Genomic DNA, 22,722 nt, shown 5'->3' on the forward strand with positions numbered 1-22,722 from the left:
CCCGGACGCACCCGGGGAGGAGCTACGGATGACGCATGGTGGTGGACTGACCATCGGTGTGCTCGGCTCGTACGGCGGTCGCAACCTCGGTGACGAGGCGATCCTGACCGGTCTCCTGGCCGATCTGCGGGAGCAGGAGCCGAACGGGCGGATCATCGTCTTCTCCCGCAATCCGGAGCACACCCGGATCGCCCACCCCGACGTGGAGGCGGTGCCCTGGGAGGGGATCAGCCGGACCGACTCGGCGCTGGTCCTGGCCCAGCTCGACGTGCTGATCCTCGGCGGCGGCGGCATCCTCTACGACCGGGAGGCCCGCCGCTACCTGCGGGTGGTCCGGGTCGCCCAGGAGCGGGGCCTGCCACTGCTGACGTACGCGGTGGGGGTCGGGCCGCTCAGCGAGAGCGTGGACACGGGCATGGTGCGGGAGACCCTGGCCGGCGCGACCCAGGTGACCGTGCGGGACCAGGAGTCCCGGATGGTGCTGGAGGAGGCGGGGCTGCTCAACCCGATCACCGTGACCGCCGACCCGGCGTTCCTGATCGAGCCCGAGGACTTCCCGGCGGAACTGCTCCGCGAGGAGGGCGTACCGGCGGGGGCACGACTGGTCGGGATGAGCGTGCGGGAGCCGGGCCGGGCCGCCGAGCGGCTCGACGTCGACGGCTACCACCGGCTGCTCGCCCAGATCGGCGACTTCCTGGTGCACCGGATCGACGCGTACGTGCTCTTCGTCCCGATGGAGCGTGACGACATCCGGCACTCGCACGGCGTGCTGTCGCACATGGTGGCCGCCGAGCGGGGCCGGATCCTGCACGGCACCTACTCGCCCCAGCAGGTGCTCGGGCTGATGCGCCACTTCGACCTGGCCGTGGGCATGCGGCTGCACTTCCTGATCTTCGCCGCGATGGTCGGCACGCCGTTCCTGCCACTGCCGTACGCCGGCAAGGTCTTCGACCTGGCCCAGCGGCTCGGGGTGCCGGCGCTGCGTGGCGTGGAACGGGAGGTCGAGGGCCCGCTGCTGGCCGAGGTCGACCGGCTCTGGGACGAGCGGGACCAGCGGGCCGAGGCCACCGCCCGCCGGGTGGCCCAGGTGTGCGACGAGGCACGGGGGACCTCCCACGTCACCCGGGCGGTGCTGGAGAGCCTGCGCGCCCGCAGCCTGACCCGGGTGGGCTGACCCGCCTCAGACCGCCGGCCCACGCCAGCGGTAGCACCATCCGTCGGCGCCGGCATCCACGGACTCCAGCTCGTAGATCTCCGCCTCGGCCAGCCCCTTCGCACCGAGGTGGTGGTGGGTCAGCGGCGGGCGGCCGTTCGGATCCAGTTCCACGGTGACGGTCTCGCCGTCGGCCACGCCACCGACCAGAGGGATTTCTGCCGTTGATGCCATGCGCCCCATCCTGCCCGGCCTGGCCCGGCCCCGCAGCGGATGCGGGGCAGCGGGTCGCGGCGCTGCGGCACTAGGGTCGGTGGATGGCGGAGATGGCGATCGATCGCACGCTCGGCCCGGTGCTGGCCCGCACCGGTGACGAGCGGGCCGTGCTCGAATCCTTCCTCGACTTCCACCGGGGCGTGCTGCTGCGCAAGCTGCGCGGGCTCTCCGACGCCGACGCGGCCCGCCGGCTGGTGCCCTCGGCCACCACCGTCGCCGGCCTCGTCAAACACCTGACGCTGGTGGAGCGGAACTGGTTTCCGTGCCTGCTCGCACCCGGCCCGGGCGACGTCTACCTCACCTCCGAGGAGGACGCGGCGGCCAGCTTCGCGCTCACCGACGAGGACACCGTCGAACACCTCGCCGCCGCGTACGAGCGGGCCTGCGCCCGTTCCCGGGAGGTCGCCGGGCGGTTCGACCTCGACCACGTCGTGCCGCACCCGCAGCTCGGTGAGGTCTCCCTGCGCTGGATCCTGGTGCACATGACCGAGGAGACCGCCCGGCACGTCGGGCACGCCGACATCCTCCGCGAGCTGACCGACGGCACCACCGGCGCCGTCTGAGCGTCGCCCGGCGGCATCAGCGACGCGGCAGCAGGCCGGGCGGATACTCCATGCCGTCGTGGGTGCAGGCCGCCGCGGCGACCCGGGCCGCGTACGCCGCCGCATCCGACAGCGACGCACCACGGAGCCGGCCGGCGATCACGCCCGCCGCGAAGGCGTCTCCCGCGCCGTTGGTGTCGACGACCGGTGCGGGTGGCGCGGCGGCGGGCACCAGCATCGGGTCGCCTCTACCGGCGTGCAGTTCGGCGCCGTCCGCGCCCCGGGTCACCAGCACCGTGCGGGGCGCCAGCGCGGCGGCGAGCGCACCGGTTCCCACGCCCAGCCGGACGCCGCTGACGAAGACCAGATCGGCGACCTCGGCGAAGGGCCGGTGGTAGGCGTTGGCGCCATCCCAGTCGTGCAGGTCGGTGGAGAGGACGGCCCCGTCGGCGAGCCCGGCGCGCAGGGCGGGCAGCAGGGGGAGCGTCCAATCCATGATCGACAGGTGTACGTGCGCCGCCTCCCTGGCCAGCGCGGTCACCTCGGCCGCCGGGAACGGGGCCGGGCCGTGCCAGGGACGCGGGTCGTACAGCGACATCCGCCGGCCTGCCGGGTCGACCAGGTTCACCGATCGCCGGGTGCCGGCGGGGGCGTCGCCCAGCACGGCGTGCACCCGGGTACGGGCCAGGGCGGCCCGGACCACGTCGCCGGCCGGGTCGGTGCCGAGGACGTCGACCACCGCCACCCGCAGCCCGAGCGCGTGGCCGGCGAGCGCCATCCCGGCACCGGTGTTGCCGATCCGCAGGTCGATCGGGTCGACGGTGACGGAGTCGGCGGCCGGCAACGGGATCGCGGGCACCCGGACCCGCACATCGACACCGAGACCGCCGACCACGAGAAGGTCGTACACGCGCCCGACCCTAGTGCCTCGTCTGTGAACGTCCACCGCCGAAGCCCTGATCGCCGCCCGCCGCTTGCCACCTGTGGTGCCGCCACCTGTCGTGCCGCCGCCCGCGCTCGCCGTCCGTCGTGCCGCCACCCACCGGCCGTCGATGCCGCCGCTCGGGCTTGCCGCGCCGCCACTTGCCGCTTGCCGGCGTCCCGTCCGGCGGGCGGGCGGCGGCGTGCTGGTCGGGGTTGCCGGGCCGGGCCCGATATCCTCGCCGGGGTCGTCGCGAGGAGGGGAACGGGTGCTGGTCGTCCACGGGGTCTGGCGCTCAGGAGTCGGGCTCGCCGTCTGGGCCGAGGACAGCACGCTGCCGGCCCGCGCGCCGCGCCGCCCGGGCCGGGCGCCCCGGGAACGGCCGCACCCGTTCGCCGCCGACCACGCCGCGCTCGCCGCCGTGCTGGCCGAGGCGGCCGAGCCGGCCGACCTCGGCACGGCGCTGCTCACCCTCCCCACCCGGGCCGGCACGCCCCTGGACTCCCCGGAGCTCGTCCGCACCGACGTCGACGGGACGGTCCGCGGGCCGGTCACCCTCGCCGGTTGGCGGGTCCCCGTTCTCTGGTACGCCCCCGCCGCCGCCCTGCCCCTGCTGCGGGGCATCGACGCGGTGGCTGCCGTGCCGGGCGCCACCCTGCGCCACCTCGCCGGGCTGGCCGACTTCGCGGTCGACCTGGCCGCCCGGGGCCGGGTCCTGCCCGGCCTCGCCGAGCCGCCCCCGGTGCCGACCCGACCGGCCCGGGCCGGTACCCCGGTGCCACCGCGACCGGCCGGGGCCGGCACTGCGGGATCGGCCCGGGCCGGCGCTGCGGGATCGGCCCGGGACGCCGTGGCCGGAGGGTGGGCCGCCGGCCGGTCTCCGGTGGGCGGGGGCGGGGTGGAGGCCACCGCCCGGGCGGTGTGGCAGCCGCTGCTGACCGGCACGGACGCCGCCTGGGCCCGGGCGCTGGCGCTGGCCCTGCCCCCGGCTGCCCGCGCCGCCGCAGGGCCGAATGAACCGGGCGACCTCGGTGCCACCGCCGGATCGGGCACCCCGTCCGGCTCGGGCGCCGGTCGACGCCGCCCCGTGCGGCCCGGCCCGCCCGCCGGGCGCGACCGGTCCGCGCCGGATGCCGACGACGCGCCGGGCGCGCTGGTCGCCGACGCGCTCGACGCGCTCACCGACGCCGCCGTCCGGGCGGCCCTGGCGGAGACCGCGCTGGCCCGGGGCGTACGCCCGAACGGCGCGGTGCCGGCCTGGCTGGCCGCGCTCACCGGACCGGTGCGGGAGTTCGCCGCCGACCCGGCCGCGCTGGACACCCTCCGCGCCGAGCTGGACGCCTGGCAGCGTGACGCGGCCGGCGGCGCGGTGCGGGCGAGCTTCCGCCTGGTCGAGCCGCCGGCCGACGACGTCGCCGAGCCGGTCGTCGTGGTGCCCGCCGACCCGGCGGCGACGCTGGGGGCGGCCGGGCGGTGGCGGGTCGAGTTCGGTCTCCAGGCGGCCGACGAGCCGAGCCTGCACGTGGACGCCGGGCAGGTCTGGCGGGCGCCGGAGAGCATCGTCGGGCTGGCCGGTCGCGGCGACGACCCGCAGGAGACGCTGCTCGCCGAGCTGGGCCGCGCCAGCCGGCTCTGGCCCGAGCTGGACACCGCCCTGCGTACGGCCACGCCGGAGGCACTGGAGCTGGACGTCGAGGGGGCGCACCTGTTCCTCCGCGAGGGCGCACCGGTGCTGTACGCCGCCGGGTTCGCCGTGCTGCTGCCCTCCTGGTGGCGGCGCCCGTCGTCCCGGCTCGGCGCCCGGTTGCAGGCCCGCAGCCGGACCGCCCCGGGCACCGTCACCGCCACCGACGGCGGCATCGGGCTGGACGCCCTCGTCGACTACCGCTGGGAGGTGTCCCTCGGCGACCAGCCGCTCACGGCCGACGAGTTGGCGTCGCTGGCCGCGCTGAAGACCCCGCTGGTACGGCTACGCGGCCAGTGGGTGGAACTGGACCCGAAGCGGCTCGCCGCCGGCCTGCGACTGCTGCGCTCCTCCGGCGAGCTGACCGTCGCCGACCTGCTCCGGCTCGGCCTGGCCGACGCCGAGCAGCCGGACGCCCTGCCGGTGCTGGAGGTCAGCGCCGACGGCGCGCTGGGTGACCTGCTCGCCGGGGCGGTCGAGCGGCGGCTCGCCCCGCTGGACCCGCCGCCGGCCTTCCACGGGACGCTGCGGCCGTACCAGCGTCGGGGGTTGGCCTGGCTGGCGTTCCTCCAGTCCCTCGGGCTCGGCGGGGTGCTCGCCGACGACATGGGGCTGGGCAAGACGGTGCAGCTGCTCGCCCTGCTCGCCGGGGACCCGCCGGACGCCGGCCCGACCCTGCTGGTCTGCCCGATGTCGCTGGTGGGCAACTGGCAGCGCGAGGCGGCGCGGTTCACGCCGGGGCTGCGCGTACACGTGCACCATGGCGCGGAGCGGGCGCGGGGCGCGGCGTTCGACGCGGCCGTGCGCGACGCGGACCTGGTTCTCACCACCTATTCGGTCGCGGCCCGGGACGCGGTCGACCTGGCCGGGATCGACTGGCGTCGGGTGGTGGTCGACGAGGCCCAGGCGATCAAGAACGCGGCCACCCGGCAGGCCGAGGCGGTCCGCGCGCTGCCCGCCCGGCACCGCATCGCCGTCACCGGCACGCCGGTGGAGAACCGGCTGGCGGACCTCTGGTCGATCATGCAGTTCGCCAATCCGGGCCTGCTGGGCCCGGCAGCGACCTTCAGGAAGAAGTACGCCGAGCCGATCGAACGGCACGGCGACGCCGAGGCGGCCGAGCGGCTGCGCCGGATCACCGGCCCGTTCGTGCTGCGCCGGCTCAAGACCGACTCCTCGATCATCTCCGACCTGCCGGAGAAGCTGGAGATGGAGGTGCTCTGCAACCTCACCGCCGAGCAGGCGTCGCTCTACCGGGCGATCGTCGACGACATGCTGGCGCGGATCGAGTCCAGCGACGGCATCGAGCGGCGGGGGCTGGTGCTCGCCGCCATGACCCGGCTCAAGCAGGTCTGCAACCATCCCGCGCAACTGCTGCGCGACGGCTCGGCGCTGGACGGCCGCTCCGGCAAGCTGGCCCGCCTGGAGGAGATCCTGGACGAGGTCCTCGCGGCGGGGGAGCGGGCCCTGCTGTTCACCCAGTACGCCGAGTTCGGCGGCATGCTGCGCGGCCACCTGTCGGCGCGCTTCGGCAGGGAGGTGCTCTTCCTGCACGGCGGTGTCGGAAAGGCCGACCGGGACGAGATGGTCACCCGGTTCCAGTCCCCGCAGGGCCCGGCGATCTTCGTCCTGTCGCTCAAGGCCGGCGGCACCGGGCTCACCCTCACCGAGGCCAACCACGTGGTGCACGTCGACCGGTGGTGGAACCCGGCCGTGGAGGACCAGGCCACCGACCGGGCGTTCCGGATCGGCCAGCGGCGCCGGGTGCAGGTCCGCAAGTTCGTCTGCGCCGGGACGGTGGAGGAGAAGGTGGCGGCGCTGATCGCCGACAAACGCAGCCTCGCCGCCTCGGTCGTCGGCACGGGCGAACAGTGGGTCACCGAGCTGTCCACGACGCAGCTGCGCGAGCTGTTCACCCTGGAGGCCGGGGCGGTGGTCGAGTGAGCGGGCAGCCGGAACGCGGCGGCGGGTCGAACGGCCGGTTCGCCGACTACGGCCCGCCACGCCGGGTCGACGGCGGGCTGAAGGCTCGCAGCACCCGGGGCGCCATCGGCCAGTCCTGGTGGTCCCGGCGCTTCGTGGAGGTGCTGGAGTCCTTCGCCCTGGGCACCCGGCTGACCCGAGGCCGGTCGTACGCGCGGGCCGGCCAGGTGGTCCGCCTGGAGGTCACCCCCGGCACGGTCGAGGCCCTGGTGCAGGGCTCCCGCGCGCGGCCGTACGAGGTGAGCATCGCCCTGCCCCCGTTCCCGGCGGCGCTCTGGGCCCGCATCGAGGCGGAGCTGGCCGCCCAGGCGTTCTTCAGCGCCCGGCTGCTCGCCGGCGACCTGCCCCCGGAACTGGAGGAGCTGTTCGCCGCCGCCGGCGCCCCGCTCTTCCCCGCCGACGTGGCGGAGCTGCGCCAGTGGTGCAGCTGCCCCGACCACGCCGTCCCCTGTAAACATCTCGCGGCCACGTTCTACCTGCTCGCCGAGGCGTTCGACGCCGACCCGTTCCAGTTGCTGCACTGGCGGGGCCGGGGCCGGACGGAGCTGCTCGACCGGCTGCGCGTCCTGCGGGCCGCCGCCGGACCCGTCGGCGACCGGCCGGGCGCGACCGGTGCCGTACCGCCGACCGCGCCGTCCACGACGGACCGTGGTGCGCCACGTGACCGGCGGGACGCCGGGAAGCCGGCCGAAACGGGTGCCAGCCAGGGTGGGCCGGAGCGGGCCGGTTCGAGTGCCAGCCACGATGGACCGGGCTGGGCCGGGGTCGGCCACGGTGGGCCGGAGCGGGCCGGGGCCAGTCACGGTGGGCCGGAGCGGGCCGGGCCGGGTGCCGGGTCGGGTGCCGGGCGGGACATCGTGGACGTCCCGCCGGTCGGGGCGGCGCGGGCGCTCGCCGGCCTGCCGACGGCGCCGCTGGCCGAGGCGGTCGACCGGTTCTGGCTGCCGCCGGTCCCGTTGCCCGACCGGCCGCCCAGCCTGTCGACCGGACCGGACCTGCTGTTGCGGCAGCTCGGCGCACCGGCCCCCGCCATCGGCGGGCCCGGCCTTCTCGAACGGCTGCGGCGGGCGTACCGGCTCCTCGGCGGCTGACACGGCCGGCGGAACGGCACGAAACGCCGGTCACAGCCAGCGACGGCGGAACCGCCACATCAACGCGGCGTTGGCCACCAGGAGCACCGCGCACACGGCCCCGGCCAGCCGCCCGGCCAGCACGGTCGTCGCCGGCAGCGAGGCCCACAGCACGATCGTCAACAGCATCAGCCACCGGCCGCGACGGGCCCGGGCCCGGTTGTCGAGCCGGGCGAAGAACGCCGGATCGCTCTCCCGGAGCTGACGGGTGATCTGCTCGAACCTGCGCTGATCCTCTTTGCTGAGCATGTGCCTTCCCCTCACGTGTTCAGCGGTTCGGCGGCATACCCGCTGCGACGGCGGCTCACGCTCTCGCACTGCTGCTACTTTGCGGGGCCGGTCAGGCAGCGCCTGTCCGGCCACGGCCGGCCACGCTTGGGCCGCGCTTGGGCCGTGCTCGGGCCGCGCTCGGTCCGTTGCTACGTCGCACGTGGCTCAGACCGTGCGGGGCGTCTACGCACGTGCTCAGACGTGCTACGCACGTGCTCGGGCCGTTGCTACGCATGCTTAAGCCGTGCTCGGGCGTTGCTATGCACGCTCAAGCCGTGCTCGGGCCGTCTAGGCACGTTCTCGGGCCGGGCCGCGCTGCACACGAGCTCAGGCCCCGCTCGGGCCGCCCGCGGGGAGCGCTGGGAAGGCCTCAGCGGGACTTGGCCGAGCTTTGAATTCTGGCTGTGCCGACGAAACCGGCGTTCCCGCGTCGGCTGGGCCGGAATCGTAAGGTCCCGCCCGCCCATGCCGCGTAACGCCTGTTTGGGAGGTCCATGCCGCACCGGCATCGGCGGTCCGCTGCACCGAGCGGCTGAACTACCTGACCAGGGCGAGGACGGCGTCTTTCACCGGCCTGGAGGCGCCCCGCAGGACTTCCCCGGCAAGCCCACACGCCACCGGCCGTGCCGCTCTCGCCTCCCCGCCCCCCTCACCCGCGATCTTGCAGTTTCGGCCCTCGGGATGTCCTGATCGCCCGATATTTCCGGGCAGAAACTGCAAGATCGACGGGGCTGGGCGGGCGGGCAGGGCGGGCGGGGTGAGGGCAGAGCGCGGCAGGAAGGCGGGAGGGGGAAGGGAGAAGGCCTTTAGCGGAAGGGGCGGGTGGTGGCGGGGCGGGAGCCTGGGGGGCGGGGGCGGCCCGGGCGGGAGCCGAAGGGGCGGGTGACCGGCCAGCGGCGGCGTGGCCGGTGGTGCCGGGGTGGCGGTTCGGCGCCGTCCGGCTGGCGCGCGGTGTCGTCGGTGGACATGTAACCCCCGCTCCCGGCGCGGGTGCGCCGTCACCGTACTCAACGAGCGCCGGCCCTCCGGCGTCGCTGCCGAACCGCCCCCACCTGCTCCGCTCGGGGCGCAGCAGCCACCGCGACCTGCCCCGGCAGCCACCGTGATTTGCCCCGGCAGCCACCGTGACCTGCCCCGGCAGCCACCGTGACCTGCCCCGGCAGCCACCGCGACCTGCCCCCCAGTCACCGCGACCTGCCCCGGCAGCCGCCATCGCGACCGTCCCGGCAGTAGCCGCCGTGACCTGCTGGGCTCGGGGCGCGGCAGGTGCCGTCACCTGCCGCGGCGGGGGAGTGGGAGGTGTCCGGGGAGCAGGTCGGAGGTGACCGTGACGCCGGTGGCTCGCAGGGCCTCGATCAGCGCGTTCTGCACCAGGTAGGAGTCGGGCAGTTGCCAGCGGGCCTGTTCGGGTGCGACCGCCCACCGGACGGCGCCCTCCGGCAGCCGGGTGGGCGGGGCCGGGATCCAGGAGCCGGGGCCGTGCCGGACCACGTGGAAGCAGTGGTCCAGTTCGGGGCGTAGCGGGTCGCCGGGGCGGACCAGGAACATCCAGCGGCCGGTCGGGGTCACCAGCGCCGGGCCGCGTACGCCGACGCCGGCCGGGTGCGTCCGGACGGCGTCCAGCACGTGCCGGCCGAGGTGTGTGGGGACCTCCAGCACGTCGAACGCCCTGCCGGTCGGCAGCAGTACGCCGTGCGGCCGGGTACACCACCAGGTCGCGACCCGGGCCGGGTCGGCGCTCGCCGCGTGCTCCCAGTTTTCCAGGGCGGGGTGGCAGCCGACCGTGGGGCAGCCGGCTCGGCCGCAGACGAAGCGGCTGCGGGCGAGGCAGGCGCCGGGGGTGACGTCCCAGCCGTGCTGGGCGTACCGTACGGCCACCCGGCGCAGCCGCACCCGCTCCAACGGGGACAGTTGAACGACGCGCGGTGCGACATTCCCCCACATGTGCCATCTCCCCTCGCCGGATCCCGGCCGGTGCCCAGGTCGCATGTCGAGCGCCGTCACTGCCGTAACCCGTGATCGTTGAGCTGACGAACGGCTGATGCAACTTGCACGAAATCTACGAGAACTGGCTGTATGGCTGACGTACACGCTGTGCGACCAGCGAAAACCTGAGACGTACGGATCACCGCACCCGGGAGGACCGGTCGGCAGGCCGGACGAAGCGGGTACAGGGGAGGGACGGGTAGATGGACGAGTTGCCCATCGGGCGGCGGGTGGCGTACTGGCGAGGGCGGCGCAAGATGTCGCAGCAGGTCTTCGCCGACCGGCTGGGCAAGTCGAAGAGCTGGGTCGACAAGGTCGAGCGCGGGGTGCGCCGGCTGGACAAGTTCTCCGTCCTCTACGAGATCGCCGACATCCTCCAGGTCGACGTGCAGTTACTGTTCGGCAAGGACCCGGAGCGGCGTACGGACGCGCTGAACTGCATCGACCAGGTCGAGGTGCAGGAGATCCGGGCGGCCCTGGAGCGGTACGACTCGATGAGCGCGTACTTCGACGCCGCGCCGTACCCGCCGCCGCTGGCCGACATGCGCAAGGCGGTCAACCACGCCTGGCTCACCTACCAGTACGGCCGCTACGGGATGCTCACCCGGGCGCTGCCGAAGTTGCTGCGTGACGCCCAGGCCGCCGACGCGGGCTATCGTGGCGACCACGCCCGCGAGGCGGCCCACCTGCTCGGGCAGGTCTACCAGATCGCCTCGTCGGTGCTGCGCAAACTGGGCGAGTCCGAGCTGGCCTGGCTGGCCGCCGACCGCTCGATGGCGGTCGCCCAGCGCGCCGACGACCCGCTGTTGGCCGGCATCGCCACCACCCGGGTGTGCAACGCGCTGGTGGCGATGGGCCGGCCCCGGCCCGCCCTCGAACTCAACGTCACGATCGCCAACCGGCTCGCCCCTGGCGGCGGCAACGAGGTGTCCCCGGCCCGACTGTCGGTCTACGGGCTGCTGCTGCTCCAGGGCGCGATGGCCGCCGCCCGGATCGGCGACTCCGCCACGGTCGACGACCTGATCAACGGTGCGCAGGAGGCGGCCACCCTGCTGGGCGGCGACCACAACCACTACTGGACGTCGTTCGGGCCGACGAACCTGGAGCTGCACCGCGCGGCGGCGGCGGTCGAGTTGGGCGACGGCGGCCGGGCGGTGGAGGTGCACCGGCAGCGGATCCAGGAGCCGGCGTTCAGCGCGCTGCTGCCCGAGCGCCGGGCCCACCACCTGCTCGACATCGCCCGGGGCTTCGCCCAGATCGGCGATGTGGCCAACGCGGGCGAGATGCTGCTGCGCGGCGACCGCCTCGCCCCGTCGGAGATCCGCTGCCGCCCGATCGGCCACGAGGTGATGGCCGAGATCCTGCGTCGCACACGTGGTGCGCCGCCTTCTCCGATTGCGGAGTTGGCTGGGCACATGGGAGTAGGGGTATGAGCGCGGTGCCGGCCTGATGACCGGCCCGCGCCCGAGCAGCGAGCGCCGCGAGGTGCTCTACGTCATCGCCTGCGGTTCGCCGCTGGCCCGCCACGTCGGCCGGCTCGTGGAGCTGGCACATCAGGACGGCTGGGACGTCTGCGTGGTCACCACGCCGGACGGTGCCAAGTTCGTCGACCGGGCCGCGCTGGCCCGGCAGACCGGCTATCCGGTCCGTACCCACTACAAGAACCCGGGCGACCTCGACGTGCTGCCGCCGGCCGACGCGATGATCGTCTGCCCGGCGACGGTCAACACCGTCAACAAGTGGGCGGCCGGGATCACCGACACGCTGGCCCTCGGGCTGCTCGTGGAGGCGCAGGGTCTGGGGGTGCCGGTGGTGGCGGTGCCGTACACGAACACGGCGATGGCGGCGCACCCGGCGTTCCGGGCCGGCGTCGCCCGGCTCGCCGAGTGGGGGGTCACGGTGATCTTCGGCGACGACGTCCCGTTGCACCCGCCCGGCACCGGCGAACGGCACCTGCACGCCTTCCCGTGGGACGTGGGCCTGGCCGCCGTGCGGGACCGCCTCTGCCCCGCCGCCTGAAGGTGTAGGGAAGGGTCCCTTGCTGACGCATAGCGTTGGCAAGGGACCCTTCCTTTCACGCCGGCGTGCCCGGGAGCGGCGGGGACACGCCGTTGCGTCGGTGGGCGACGCCCCCGGGCGGGGCCCGCGCCGGTAAGCTGGCCCGCCGTGAGCACCGATGCGGTCCTGCCGACCGTCGCCGACGTGGTCGCCGAGCTGGAGCGGCGCTATCCGCCGGCCTGGGCGGAGGACTGGGACCGGGTCGGGCTGGTGCTCGGTGAGCCGTACGCCCCGGTGCGCCGGGTGCTCTGCGTGGTCGACGTGGTGCCCGAGACGGTCGCCGAGGCGCTCGACGCCGGCGTCGACATGATCGTCGCCCATCACCCGCTGCTGCTGCGCGGCGTCTCCTCGGTGGCTCCCACGACCTTCAAGGGCCGGATCGTCCACCGGCTCATCAAGTCCGACGTGGCGCTGTACGTCGCGCACACCAACGCCGACGTGGCCGATCCGGGGGTTTCCGACGCCCTCGCCGCCCGGTTCGGGCTGACCGGGCTGCGCCCGCTGCACCGGCCCGCACCCGGAACGCCCGCGCACGGCGGTGGCCGGGGGATCGGCCGGGTCGGCGAGTTGCCGGAGCCGATGACCCTGGCGGAGCTGACCCGGTACGCCGCCGCCGTGCTGCCCGCCACCGTGTGGGGAGTTCGCGCCGCCGGGGATCCCGGGCGTATGGTTCGTACCCTCGCGGTCAGTGGCGGCGCGGGGGACGGCTTCCTCGCCGACGCGACGGCGGCCGGGGCGGACGCGTTCCTCACCGCCGACCTGCGCCACCATCCGGCCGGCGAGCACCTGGCCGCCGACGGCCCGGCCCTGATCGACGCCGCCCACTGGGCGACGGAACGACCGTGGTTGGACGACCTGGCCGCCCTCCTGCGGGAGGCGACGGGTGTCGAGACGCTGGTGTCCGACCTGGACACCGACCCGTGGACCGTACACGCCGCCCCACCCGCGGTGGACGACAAGGAGCCCCGACCGTGAAGGCTGACCCCCAGGTCCAGCGCCGCCTGCTCGACCTTCAGGCGATCGACACCACCCTCGCCCAGCTCGCCCACCGCCGCCGCTCGTTGCCCGAGCGGGCCGAGCTGGACGCGCTGGCCCGCGAGTTGTCCGCGCTGGAGGACGAGCGGGTCCGTGCCCAGGTGGCGGTCGACGACCTGGACCGGGACATCGCCCGCATGGAGAAGGACGTCGACCAGGTGCGGGCCCGCAAGTCCAAGAACGAGGCCCGGCTCACCGCCGGCACCGGCCCCGCCCGGGAGCTGGAGGCCCTCCAGCACGAGCTGGTCTCGCTCAACCGCCGCCAGGGCGACCTGGAGGACGCCGAGCTGGAGCTGATGGAGCAGCGGGAGACGGCCCAGGGGGTGCTGGACGGCGTCGAGAAGCGGCTCGCCGAGGTGCGGGAGAAGCGCGACGCCGTCGAGCGGCGCCGTGACGAGAGCCTGGCCGAGATCGCCAAGGAGGAGGAGTTCAAGCGCGGCGCCCGCCAGCCGCTCGCGGGCGACCTCCCGGCCGACCTGGTGCAGCTGTACGACAAGATCCGCGAGGACACCGGGCTCGGCGCGGCGCTGCTGACCGCTGGCCGGTGCGGTGGCTGCCGTCTGGAGTTGTCGGGTGCCGACGTGGCCCGGATCCGCAGGACCGACCCGGACGAGGTCGTCCGCTGCGAGGACTGCCGGCGGATCATGGTCCGCACCAACGAGTCCGGCCTGTAGACCGTGGCGCCGCGCGTGGTCGTCGTCGAGGCCGACGGCGGGTCCCGGGGCAATCCCGGCCCGGCCGGCTACGGCGCGGTGGTCCGCGACTCGGACTCCGGTGAGGTGCTGGCCGAGCGGAGCGAGTCGATCGGCGTCGCCACCAACAACGTCGCCGAGTACCGGGGGCTGATCGCCGGTCTGGAGGCCGCCGCCGAGCTGGGCGCCGCCGAGGTCGACGCCAGGATGGACTCGAAGCTGGTGGTCGAGCAGATGTCCGGCCGCTGGCAGATCAAGCATCCGGGGCTGCGTCCACTCGCCGCGCAGGCTGCCGGGCTGGTGAACCGGTTCGCCGCCGTCCGGTTCCACTGGATTCCCCGGGAACGCAACCGGCACGCCGACGCCCTCGCCAACGCCGCCATGGACGCCGCCGCCAGCCGGGCCCCGGCCCGGGCCGCCGTGGCGCCGCCGCGTGTCGTGGAGCCGCCGCGTGAGGTCGCTGGCCCCGATTCGCCGGCCCGCGCGAGGGCCCGCGAGGTGGCTGCCCGCGCTGCCTCGGCGACGACCACCGGCACCGACCCGGCCACCGCGCCCGCCTCCTGGGAGCCGCGGCCGAGCTTCACCGCCACCCGGCTGATCCTGGTCCGGCACGGCGAGACCGCGTACACCGAACAGGGCCGCTACTCCGGCCGCGGCGATGTGCCCCTGTCGGAGCGAGGCCGGGCGCAGGCCCGGGCCACGGCCACGCGGGTGGCTGGGCTGGCCCCGACCGTCGCGGCCGTGGTCAGCTCACCCCTGTCCCGGTGTACGGCGACCGCAGAGGCGATCGCCGGGGCGCTCGGCGGCGTGCCGGTGCGCCGCGAGGACGCCTTCGTCGAGTGCGACTTCGGGGAGTGGGAGGGGCGCACCTTCGCCGAGGTCCGCGAGGAGTGGCCGGGGGAGATGGACGCGTGGCTCGCCTCGGCCCGGGTGGCTCCGCCGGGCGGTGAGTCGTTCGTCGACGTCGCCGAGCGTTGCCGCCGCGCGGTCGAGGGGCTGTGTCGGGCGTACCCCGGGGAGACCGTGGTGGTGGTCTCGCACGTCTCGCCGATCAAGCTGGTGCTGCGTGACGCGCTCGCGGCCGGCGACGGCTTCCTGCACCGGATGTTCCTGGACGCGGCCGGCATCTCGGTGCTGGACACGTGGCCCGACGGCGGTGTCGCCGTCCGTACGGTCAACGACACCGCGCACCTCGACGCGATCGACTAGCCGAGGACCGGCCGTGACGGGCCCGGGCGCCGAGTGTGGCGCCCGGGCCCGTCACCGTCTTCGCGTATCGGCCGTTCGGCGCAGCCCGCCGGCCGTTCGGCGCAGCAGCCTCCGACCATTGGGCGTGACGGCCGTCACATGGCCGTAACCTCCGGCCGTCATCAGTGTCGATCCACGACCCGCGGAGGTTGTCGCAATGGCCGCACCCGACCCGGAGGCGCCGACAGCGGCGCGGTCCAGGGCGAAGGATCACAGTCCCTGGAACTGGTTGCTCTTCATTCCCATCGTGGTGCCCCTGATCCCGGTGTTCTTCAACGCCGACTCGCCCCGGTTCCTCGGCTTCCCACGCTTCTACTGGCTGCAACTCGCCTACATCCTGCTCGGCGTCGCCACCACCACGCTCGTGTACCAGATGACGAAGAAGCGGGGTGGCCGGTGAGCGCGAGGAGTGAGCCGGGTTCGCGAACCCCGCAGTCGCGAACGAAGGTGGTGCAGTGATGTGGCGCGACCACCTCACCGAGATCATCGTCTTCTCGGTGCTCTTCCTGCTGGTCAGCGCCATGGGGTTCGTGGCGGCCCGGTGGCGCGCCCCGAAGGACATGGCCCACCTCGACGAGTGGGGGCTGGGCGGGCGCAACTTCGGCGGCTGGATCACCTGGTTTCTGGTCGGCGGTGACCTCTACACCGCGTACACCTTCGTGGCGGTGCCGGCGCTGATGTTCGGGGCCGGCGCGGCCGGCTTCTTCGCCGTTCCGTACACCATCGTGATCTATCCGCTGGTGTTCCTGGTGCTGTGCCGGCTCTGGTCGGTCTCACACCGGCACGGCTTCGTCACCCCGGCGGACTTCGTCCGCAAGCGGTTCGACTCGCCGGTGCTGGCGCTGCTCGTGGCGATCACCGGCATCGTGGCCACGATGCCGTACATCGCGCTGCAACTCGTCGGCATCGAGGCGGTGCTCAAGACCATGGGGGTGACCGGCGAGAGCACCCTGGCCCGGCACCTGCCGATCATCGTCGCGTTCGCGATCCTGGCCGCGTACACCTACCAGTCGGGGCTGCGCGCGCCGGCACTGATCGCGTTCGTCAAGGACACGCTGATCTACATCGTGATCCTGGTGGCGGTGCTGTACCTGCCGTACAAGCTGGGCGGCTGGGGCGAGATCTTCGACGCCGCGGACGCGAAGTTCGCCGCGTCGCCGAACCCCAACGACGGGGTGCTGCTCAACGTCGACAACCAGCTCCAGTACGTCACGCTGGCGTTCGGCTCGGCGCTGGCGCTGTTCCTCTACCCGCACAGCATCACCGGCGTGCTGGCCAGCCGGAACCGTGACGTGATCAAGCGGAACATGTCGGCGCTGCCCGCGTACAGCCTGCTGCTCGGCCTGATCGCGCTGCTCGGCTTCATGGCCATCGCGGCGGGGGTGAAGCCGCTGCCCGGGTCGAAGGAGGGCAGCGTGGACAGCAACACGGTGGTGCCGGTCCTGTTCGACCAGCAGTTCCCCGACTGGTTCGCGGGCGTCGCGTACGCGGCCATCGGCATCGGCGCGCTGGTGCCGGCGGCGATCATGTCGATCGCGGCGGCGAACCTGTTCACCCGCAACATCTACAAGGAGTACCTGAAGCGGGACGCCAGCCCGGCGCAGGAGGCGAACGTCTCCAAGATCACGTCACTGGTGGTGAAGGTCGGCGCGGTGGCCTGCATCGTCTTCCTCGACCCGCAGTTCTCCATCGACCTCCAGCTCATCGGCGGCGTGATCATCCTCCAGACGCTGCCGGCGGTGGCGCTCGGCCTCTACACCCGCTGGTTCCACCGTGGCGCCCTGATCGGCGGCTGGGTCGCGGGCATGGGGCTGGGCATGTGGATGCTCTACCAGATCCCGAACGCCGCGACCGGCCGCAAGCACTTCGGCGGCTCTGCCTTCCCGCTGGCCGACTTCGGCTTCGACACCGCGAAGACGATCTACGTCGGGATCGTGGCGGTGCTGGTCAACCTGGCCGTCGCGGCACTGCTGACGGTGCTGCTGCGGGCGGCGAAGGTGCGCGACGGCGGCGACGGCACCACGTCCGACGACTACTTCGCCGACGAGGGCGACCCGCGCGTGGTGCCCGGCCCGCGCCGCGACGCCGACACCACCCCGGAACCGGTCGCCTGAAAGGAAGGGCCCCCTGCTATCGCATTCTGATGTGCAGGGGACCCTTCCTGACACCTTTCCGGCGTGTGGGACGGCTCAGCGCAGCGCGCGCCAGAGCAGGTAGAGACCGATCGCCGCGCCGAAGACCACGATCATCACCTTGAGCACCACCGGCGGCAGCCGGCGGACCAGCCGCGCCCCGGCGTACCCGCCGACGAGCGTGGCCGGCGCGACCACCGCGACAGCCGCCCAGTTCACCGGCCCGAACAACGCGAACACCACGAGCGTGGTCAACCCGACCAGGGCGGAGAGCAGGTTCTTGATCGCGCTCACCCGGGCCAGCGTCGCGTCCAGCACCAGGGCCAGGCCGGCGACCAGCATCACCCCGAGCGCCGCGCCGAAATAGCCGCCGTACACGGCGCCGACCGCGACCATCACCTGCACCGTGACCGTACGGCGGCGCGGCGACAGGTCGCGCGGATGCCCGACCAGCCGGCGCAGCGGATCCTGGAACGCCAGCACCGCCGTCGCCCCGAGCACCAGGAAGGGCACCACCAGCTCGAACGCCCGCGCCGGGGTGGCCAACAGCAGCAGGGCGCCGGCGATCGTACCGACCAACGTGGTGGGTATCAGCGTGGCCAGCGCCCGGCGGGGCGGCAGATCCTGCCGGCTGCCCGCCACGCTGGCCACGTACCCCGGGAAGACCGCCACCGAGTTGCTCACGTTGGCCGGCACCGGCGGCAGGCCCACCGCGATCATCGCCGGGAAGGTGATGAGCGAGCCCCCGCCGGCCACCGCGTTGACCGTGCCCGCGGCGAGCCCGGCGGCGACCAGCAGCGCGGCGTCGGAGGGATCCATGGTTCCCAGAGGCTAGTACGCGGTCCCGGCGGCTGCCGGGTGCGGTGTGCCGGGCACGCCGGGTGCGGTGCCTGCCTGGGCGCGGCTGGTTGCCGGCCCGGCCCGGGGTGGCAATAGACGCGTCCGTGGCGTCGTTAGGATGGGTGCGCGACGGACGAGTCGACCGGGCGGTCGCGTCGGCGGGCTTCGGCCCGTCGCCGAGGAACGTCCGGACTCCACAGGGCAGGGTGGTTGCTAACGGCAACCCGGGGTGACCCGCGGGACAGTGCCACAGAAAACAGACCGCCGACCCCATCGGGGACGGTAAGGGTGAAACGGTGGGGTAAGAGCCCACCAGCACCCCGGGTGACCGGGGTGGCTCGGTAAACCCCACCCGGAGCAAGGCCAAGAAAGGGCCGTCACCAGCACGATGACGACCCGCGCAGACGCTTGAGGGCTGCCCGCCCGATGTCTGCGGGTAGGCCGCTTGAGCCTGCCGGCGACGGCAGGCCTAGATGGATGGCCGCCGCCGGCGCGAGCCCCTCGGGGCGCGTGCCGGTCACAGAATCCGGCGTACAGGTCGACTCGTCCGTCGCCCACCAGCTCAGAGGCGTGATCAAGGCTCTGAGCTGGTCTTATATTTGGTTGCCTATGGTCGTTGTTGGTCGATATCGGCCAGCATCTGACGGCCTGGCGACGGCCTGACGGCCTAGAGACGGTCTGATCTTGGTGCTACGGGGCCTGGTGGGTGGACGGGGCCAACTGCTTTGGGGTGCCGCTTCGATGATCAAGAGGGTTTACTGGTGGAACCGAGAGGATTTGAATCCCTAATGCCGTGGGCCAGGTAAAGATCGTCCGCAATCGGGCACATCTGGCCCCTGATCAGGGCTGGAGTCCTCAGCGCCTCTCGACGTTTTGCAGGCGTTTCCGGGCTCTGTTGTGCCGGATCTGTGCCCGATGATCATGATTGGGCATCGAACATAATCAAGGCACCTCAAGATCACTAGAGTGCGGCTGAGTAACGGGGACGATGGCGGGCTGCGTCGAGTGCTTGCCGCCGACCGCCGTAACGAGCTGATGCGTCAGTGGCGTGCTTACCGGGCGCAGATGTCAAGATCCGCCATGCCGCCCAGCAAGCTGGAATCAGGCCCGTTGCAGGTCGACCACATTCGCGGCGGCGTCGCCCTGGTGGTCACCGAGATCTACGGGTCTCACCTGCTGCGGACCGACCGCGCGGTGGGGCCGAAGCGCAGGCAGTAGGCCAGGCCGGTGGGGTAGGTGATGCTGCGGCGGATCAGCAGCCAGTGGCCGTAGCTGTCGTCGGCGCCGGGCGGGGAGGCTACTGCCAGTCGTAGAATCGCGGTCCTTTGGCGCCGTCGCCGCAGCTGCGGCTTCCACACCAGGGCCGGCGCGTTGCGGCGAGGACGTCGGGACGGGAGTTGCCGACCATGGTGGGAATCCGCTGGTTGCGGGGCACGGCAAGGACGTAGGCGATGCGCTGTTGCTGCAGCCAGGTCCGAAACTTGGAGTCCTGCCCGTATGCCTCGTCCGCGGTGACTCACCCGCACTGCCAGCCCCGCACTGAACACGACCGCACCACATGATCATCATTGGTAATCAAGCCGTTGCGCGGAATGGCTCGTTGTCAAGCCTGGCTATTTTTCCATGGCGGCACTCCTGACCGGAACCTAACCACATTGACTTATTTAAGCGCGTCACATCGATGATCGCTTGACGCCTCGTCACCCCTCGGCTACGTTGGGTTCTGCGAGGGCTTGGATTGCGGGGGCAGTGGATCGAGTGCATGCTTTGGCGTGACTCGATTTTCCCTCGATTGAGACGGATTCCTGGCCCCGCTCGGTGTCGATTTGACATCGAACCGTTTCCTGGGGAGGCCGGTTTGAAGAGTTACAAAAAGATCGCCAGGGTGCTTTCCGCTGCCGCCTTGGCGACGGCGGGATCGGTCGGTATTGCTGCCGCGCCCGCACAGGCAGCGCAGAGCTTCGACGTGTGCGTGCCGGGCTACTGCAGCTGGTCGTACACCCAGGGCGCTATCACATGGCACAACCGGACGGCCGGCGTTACTGGGTCGGTCGTCGACGTGGGACCGGGTTCCACCACCGCATTTTTTGAGGCGTTTGCTGGAAGCACGAAGATCGACAGTCAAACGCGGACTGCAGACGACGAAACGAGCCTAGGGAGTCCTCGGGGATTCAATTTCACCATCGGGGACACCGACCTGGTCGGTGGTATCAACAGGATTAAAATCACGGTGTGCTTCACCGATTCCGCTGGTCAGTCGTGCAGCAGTCCGGTGAACTACAACAAGTAGATCTGTCGATCTGCATCTGACTCCACTGTGTCGACCAGGGCCTCCGTCTCGGCCCTGGTCGACGCTTCGTTGTCGCCCGGTCCGGCGGTGGCCGGATCGCCGGACATCGTATCTCTGGCTACCGGCATCCAACTGCCCAAGATCTGACTACTTTGAGTGACGAAGTGGCGCCTTACTCTACTTGTTTAGCTGTCTGCCTGATGACAGGTCGTGCCATTAAATCCAACATTAAGAATTCTTTGCGAAGCGTAAACGTGGAGGTCAGCGTAGGTTGATACCCCTGTTGGGTGTGCTGGAACACCTCGCCGTCATGCTTCGTAGCCTGGTCGGAGCGGCCTTCCTGGCCGCTACGCTCGGTAAGACCCGACCGTGCTGATGAAACGCGCGATTTAATACTCCAACGTCACTTCGCCTGTCTGCGCTGGTAGTGGGATCGTCGGGCTCTGGCTTGGGATGTTCGTCGCCAGATCGACCAGTGCAGGGTGTGCGCTGGCGGTCCCACGGCGAGGACGAAGGCGTTGAGAAGTCGGCGGATCTCGGCGACGGTCAGCGCGATGATCTCCGGGTCGGCGTCGGGCTGCTGCGCTTTGGCGGCGAGGATGGTCAGGACGGCCAGGGCGAGCATGGCCAGGGTGATGAACCGGTGCCAGCCGGTCCAACTGCGGATTTGGTAGTGGTCCAGGCCGACCTGCCCTTTCCCGGTCTGGAACAGTTCTTCGATGCTCCAGCGGGAGCCGGCGACGGTCACGAGGGTGTGTAGCGGCACCGGTCGGGGTGACCAGCACAGGTAGAAGGCCAACTCGCCGGTGGTCCGGTTGCGACGGATGAGCAGCCACCGATGCTCACCCAGGGTGGTGGCGGTGGTGATCCAGGCCCACATCTCGGACGCCGACGTGCAGCGGACGATTGCTGCCCTGCCCCAGTTGTGCGCGGCGGGCGCCACGGTGATCTGGACCAGGACGCGACGGGCGCCGGACCTGACGCCGGCCGTGCGGGGTGGCTTCGGGACGCCGGTTTCGTGGAGGTGGCGTTCCATGCTCCGGACGACCTGCGATTCGCTGTCGGCGTTCACCGGTTCGAAGGCGCGCCGCAGCCCCTGGCCGCTACGGGGGCGATCTTCACGTTCCTGCGCCGCAGCCGGGACCAGCCGTCACCTCCGGCAAGCCCTCACGAGCCCCGAAAAGGATCTCCGGCCGGTCTCTAGGACGCCTGGCGGACGGGCATATCGGCCAGCCAGACGTCGGCCAGGTCGCTGAGAGGGACGCCGAGGGCCTGGCTGAGGCGGACCACGGTGCCGAACGCCGGTGCGGGAAGGCGGCCCGCCTCGATCTTGCGCAGCGTCTCGGGGGAGATGCCGGCGGTCAGGGCCACCTCGACGAGGCTGCGGCTGGCCCGCGCGGCCCGCAGGGCTGCTCCGAGGCGCTGGCCCGCGGCGATCTGTTCGGCGGTGAGTGGTTGGCGAACCATTGCAGCAGGATATCCCTCCGGCGAGTCCCGACCTGTGTGGTATAAAAATACCGCCGGTATAAGAATACCGCTTCCGGGGAGGGGAGACTGTCGTGATCGAGCTCAAGTCCGCCGAGAAGATCGGCCTGATGGCGGTGGCCGGCCAGTTCGTCGGCGAGCTGCTCGCCGAGCTTAGAGGTGTCGCCGCAGTCGGCGTAAACCTGATGGACCTCGAACACCACGCCCGCCGCCGGATCAAGGAGCGGGGCGCCGAATCCTGCTACTGGGACTACGCCCCCTCGTTCGGCCAGGGCCCATTCCGTAACGTGCTGTGCCTGTCGGTCAACGACGCGGTGCTGCACGGCCTGCCGCACGACTACGCGCTGCGCGACGGTGACCTGCTCAGCATCGACATGGCGGCCGGCATCGACGGCTGGGTCGCCGACTCCGCGCTCTCCGTCATCGTCGGCACCCCCGACCCGGCCGACGTGAAGCTGATCGAGGCCACCGAGGTCGCATTGGAGGCCGGCATCGCTGCCGCCCAGCCCGGCGGGCGTCTCGGCGACATCTCCGCCGCGATCGGCGAGGTCGCACACTCCTACGGCTACCGCGTCAACGCCGAGTTCGGCGGCCACGGCATCGGTCGTACGATGCATGAGGCCCCACACGTCGCCAACAGCGGCCGCGCCCGCCGCGGCGTGAAGCTCGACCCCGGTCTCACCATCGCCATCGAGCCCTGGTTCTGCCGCTCCACTGACAAGATCAAGTTCGACAGGGACGGCTGGACGATCCGCTCCGCCGACGGCTCCCGCACGGCCCACTCCGAACACACGGTCGCCATCACGGCTTCCGGCCCCCAGGTCCTGACCCGCCGCCCCGCTCACGGCGCCGCGTCGAAGTCGTACCTGGATGTGGCGGGTTCCGGCGGCTAGCAGGCGACGGCCCGGCGAGAGCGAACAGCCAGCGTGCGCCGACCGCCAGCAGCCCGCGGTGGATCGCCAGGCTCACAGCGGGTGGCGGTGGCCGACCATCGCT

At 72.4% G+C, this 22,722-nt stretch carries 21 protein-coding genes and 1 other RNA gene; 15 read left to right on the plus strand and 7 right to left on the minus strand.

The annotated features are described in order from the left end of the window. Positions 1–28: 28 nt before the first annotated feature. Positions 29–1,174 (plus strand): polysaccharide pyruvyl transferase family protein, encoded by a 1,146-nt coding sequence (locus tag AB0D32_RS19845; protein ID WP_357091852.1) that lies wholly within the window; start codon positions 29–31, stop codon positions 1,172–1,174. 6 nt (positions 1,175–1,180) lie between these two features. Here AB0D32_RS19845 and AB0D32_RS19850 read toward each other — a convergent pair whose 3' ends face one another. Continuing rightward, complete coding sequence (locus AB0D32_RS19850; RefSeq protein ID WP_357091855.1) at positions 1,181–1,387, minus strand: hypothetical protein; 207 nt, start codon at positions 1,385–1,387, stop codon at positions 1,181–1,183. Between the two features lie 83 nt (positions 1,388–1,470). Here AB0D32_RS19850 and AB0D32_RS19855 point away from each other — a divergent pair, with 83 nt between their 5' ends. Beyond that, positions 1,471–1,992, plus strand: coding sequence for a DinB family protein (locus AB0D32_RS19855; protein ID WP_357091858.1), 522 nt, complete (start codon positions 1,471–1,473; stop codon positions 1,990–1,992). A 16-nt stretch (positions 1,993–2,008) separates the two neighbouring features. Here the strand turns inward: AB0D32_RS19855 and AB0D32_RS19860 are convergent, their stop codons facing one another. Further along, positions 2,009–2,881 (minus strand): PfkB family carbohydrate kinase, encoded by an 873-nt coding sequence (locus AB0D32_RS19860; protein WP_357091861.1) that lies wholly within the window; start codon positions 2,879–2,881, stop codon positions 2,009–2,011. 280 nt (positions 2,882–3,161) lie between these two features. On the opposite strand from AB0D32_RS19860, the gene AB0D32_RS19865 reads away from it, so the two are divergent. Together AB0D32_RS19865 and AB0D32_RS19870 are read left to right on the plus strand one after the other, a co-directional pair. Next, positions 3,162–6,521: a DEAD/DEAH box helicase gene (locus tag AB0D32_RS19865; RefSeq protein ID WP_357091863.1), complete on the plus strand. Its 3,360-nt coding sequence runs from the start codon at positions 3,162–3,164 to the stop codon at positions 6,519–6,521. Continuing rightward, positions 6,518–7,651: an SWIM zinc finger family protein gene (locus AB0D32_RS19870; RefSeq protein WP_357091866.1), complete on the plus strand. Its 1,134-nt coding sequence runs from the start codon at positions 6,518–6,520 to the stop codon at positions 7,649–7,651. The genes AB0D32_RS19865 and AB0D32_RS19870 overlap by 4 nt, the downstream gene beginning before the upstream one ends. A 30-nt stretch (positions 7,652–7,681) precedes the next feature. On the opposite strand, the gene AB0D32_RS19875 is transcribed toward AB0D32_RS19870, so the two are convergent. Together AB0D32_RS19875 and AB0D32_RS19880 are read right to left on the minus strand one after the other, a co-directional pair. Then, positions 7,682–7,939 (minus strand): DUF3040 domain-containing protein, encoded by a 258-nt coding sequence (locus tag AB0D32_RS19875; protein ID WP_357091869.1) that lies wholly within the window; start codon positions 7,937–7,939, stop codon positions 7,682–7,684. Positions 7,940–9,232: 1,293 nt separating this feature from the next. Next, positions 9,233–9,904: a bifunctional DNA primase/polymerase gene (locus tag AB0D32_RS19880; RefSeq protein ID WP_357091872.1), complete on the minus strand. Its 672-nt coding sequence runs from the start codon at positions 9,902–9,904 to the stop codon at positions 9,233–9,235. 245 nt (positions 9,905–10,149) lie between these two features. Between AB0D32_RS19880 and AB0D32_RS19885 the strand changes: the two genes are divergently transcribed. From AB0D32_RS19885 to mctP, 7 genes are all read left to right on the plus strand, one after another. Beyond that, complete coding sequence (locus AB0D32_RS19885) at positions 10,150–11,379, plus strand: helix-turn-helix domain-containing protein (protein ID WP_357091875.1); 1,230 nt, start codon at positions 10,150–10,152, stop codon at positions 11,377–11,379. Positions 11,380–11,395: 16 nt separating this feature from the next. Beyond that, positions 11,396–11,965, plus strand: a complete 570-nt coding sequence (locus tag AB0D32_RS19890) for a flavoprotein (protein ID WP_357091878.1) — start codon at positions 11,396–11,398, stop codon at positions 11,963–11,965. Positions 11,966–12,148: 183 nt separating this feature from the next. Then, positions 12,149–12,979 (plus strand): Nif3-like dinuclear metal center hexameric protein, encoded by an 831-nt coding sequence (locus tag AB0D32_RS19895; RefSeq protein ID WP_357092054.1) that lies wholly within the window; start codon positions 12,149–12,151, stop codon positions 12,977–12,979. Next, a complete protein-coding gene (locus AB0D32_RS19900) occupies positions 12,976–13,713 on the plus strand; it encodes a C4-type zinc ribbon domain-containing protein (protein ID WP_357091881.1) in 738 nt (245 codons plus the stop codon). Before AB0D32_RS19895 ends, AB0D32_RS19900 begins: the two co-directional genes overlap by 4 nt. Before the next feature lie 3 nt (positions 13,714–13,716). Continuing rightward, entirely contained in the window at positions 13,717–14,940 is a 1,224-nt protein-coding gene (locus AB0D32_RS19905; protein WP_357091884.1) for a bifunctional RNase H/acid phosphatase, read from the plus strand. Positions 14,941–15,136: 196 nt separating this feature from the next. Further along, entirely contained in the window at positions 15,137–15,379 is a 243-nt protein-coding gene (locus tag AB0D32_RS19910) for a DUF3311 domain-containing protein (RefSeq protein WP_357091887.1), read from the plus strand. A 58-nt stretch (positions 15,380–15,437) separates the two neighbouring features. Continuing rightward, positions 15,438–17,093: a monocarboxylate uptake permease MctP gene (gene mctP, locus AB0D32_RS19915; RefSeq protein ID WP_357091890.1), complete on the plus strand. Its 1,656-nt coding sequence runs from the start codon at positions 15,438–15,440 to the stop codon at positions 17,091–17,093. A gap of 75 nt (positions 17,094–17,168) precedes the next feature. Here the strand turns inward: mctP and AB0D32_RS19920 are convergent, their stop codons facing one another. Next, positions 17,169–17,930, minus strand: coding sequence for a sulfite exporter TauE/SafE family protein (locus AB0D32_RS19920; RefSeq protein WP_357091892.1), 762 nt, complete (start codon positions 17,928–17,930; stop codon positions 17,169–17,171). Between the two features lie 155 nt (positions 17,931–18,085). Here AB0D32_RS19920 and rnpB point away from each other — a divergent pair. From rnpB to AB0D32_RS19935, 3 genes are all read left to right on the plus strand, one after another. Next, positions 18,086–18,501: RNase P RNA component class A (rnpB, locus tag AB0D32_RS19925), an RNA gene on the plus strand. A 416-nt stretch (positions 18,502–18,917) separates the two neighbouring features. Then, on the plus strand, positions 18,918–19,169 hold the full coding sequence (locus tag AB0D32_RS19930) for a hypothetical protein (protein WP_357091894.1): 252 nt from the start codon (positions 18,918–18,920) through the stop codon (positions 19,167–19,169). Between the two features lie 640 nt (positions 19,170–19,809). Further along, positions 19,810–20,241 (plus strand): hypothetical protein, encoded by a 432-nt coding sequence (locus AB0D32_RS19935; protein ID WP_357091897.1) that lies wholly within the window; start codon positions 19,810–19,812, stop codon positions 20,239–20,241. 403 nt (positions 20,242–20,644) lie between these two features. Here AB0D32_RS19935 and AB0D32_RS19940 read toward each other — a convergent pair whose 3' ends face one another. After that, on the minus strand, positions 20,645–21,277 hold the full coding sequence (locus AB0D32_RS19940) for a hypothetical protein (protein WP_357091900.1): 633 nt from the start codon (positions 21,275–21,277) through the stop codon (positions 20,645–20,647). A 164-nt stretch (positions 21,278–21,441) separates the two neighbouring features. Next, positions 21,442–21,708, minus strand: a complete 267-nt coding sequence (locus tag AB0D32_RS19945; RefSeq protein ID WP_357091903.1) for a helix-turn-helix transcriptional regulator — start codon at positions 21,706–21,708, stop codon at positions 21,442–21,444. Positions 21,709–21,800: 92 nt separating this feature from the next. Between AB0D32_RS19945 and map the strand changes: the two genes are divergently transcribed. After that, positions 21,801–22,619, plus strand: a complete 819-nt coding sequence (gene map, locus AB0D32_RS19950; protein ID WP_357091906.1) for a type I methionyl aminopeptidase — start codon at positions 21,801–21,803, stop codon at positions 22,617–22,619. Positions 22,620–22,722: the final 103 nt, after the last annotated feature.

The organism is Micromonospora sp. NPDC048170, from assembly GCF_040652795.1.
GTDB lineage: Bacteria > Actinomycetota > Actinomycetes > Mycobacteriales > Micromonosporaceae > Micromonospora.

Excerpts from the sequence above, each read along its gene's own strand:
- AB0D32_RS19940 (WP_357091900.1), bottom strand. The coding sequence starts at position 21,277 with ATGGAACGCCACCTCCACGAAACCGGCGTCCCGAAGCCACCCCGCACG.
- mctP (WP_357091890.1), top strand. The coding sequence starts at position 15,438 with ATGTGGCGCGACCACCTCACCGAGATCATCGTCTTCTCGGTGCTCTTC.
- AB0D32_RS19885 (WP_357091875.1), top strand. The coding sequence starts at position 10,150 with ATGGACGAGTTGCCCATCGGGCGGCGGGTGGCGTACTGGCGAGGGCGG.
- AB0D32_RS19875 (WP_357091869.1), bottom strand. The coding sequence starts at position 7,939 with ATGCTCAGCAAAGAGGATCAGCGCAGGTTCGAGCAGATCACCCGTCAG.
- AB0D32_RS19910 (WP_357091887.1), top strand. The coding sequence starts at position 15,137 with ATGGCCGCACCCGACCCGGAGGCGCCGACAGCGGCGCGGTCCAGGGCG.
- AB0D32_RS19945 (WP_357091903.1), bottom strand. The coding sequence starts at position 21,708 with ATGGTTCGCCAACCACTCACCGCCGAACAGATCGCCGCGGGCCAGCGC.
- AB0D32_RS19845 (WP_357091852.1), top strand. The coding sequence starts at position 29 with ATGACGCATGGTGGTGGACTGACCATCGGTGTGCTCGGCTCGTACGGC.
- AB0D32_RS19850 (WP_357091855.1), bottom strand. The coding sequence starts at position 1,387 with ATGGCATCAACGGCAGAAATCCCTCTGGTCGGTGGCGTGGCCGACGGC.
- AB0D32_RS19920 (WP_357091892.1), bottom strand. The coding sequence starts at position 17,930 with ATGGATCCCTCCGACGCCGCGCTGCTGGTCGCCGCCGGGCTCGCCGCG.
- AB0D32_RS19890 (WP_357091878.1), top strand. The coding sequence starts at position 11,396 with ATGACCGGCCCGCGCCCGAGCAGCGAGCGCCGCGAGGTGCTCTACGTC.
- AB0D32_RS19880 (WP_357091872.1), bottom strand. The coding sequence starts at position 9,904 with ATGTGGGGGAATGTCGCACCGCGCGTCGTTCAACTGTCCCCGTTGGAG.
- AB0D32_RS19855 (WP_357091858.1), top strand. The coding sequence starts at position 1,471 with ATGGCGGAGATGGCGATCGATCGCACGCTCGGCCCGGTGCTGGCCCGC.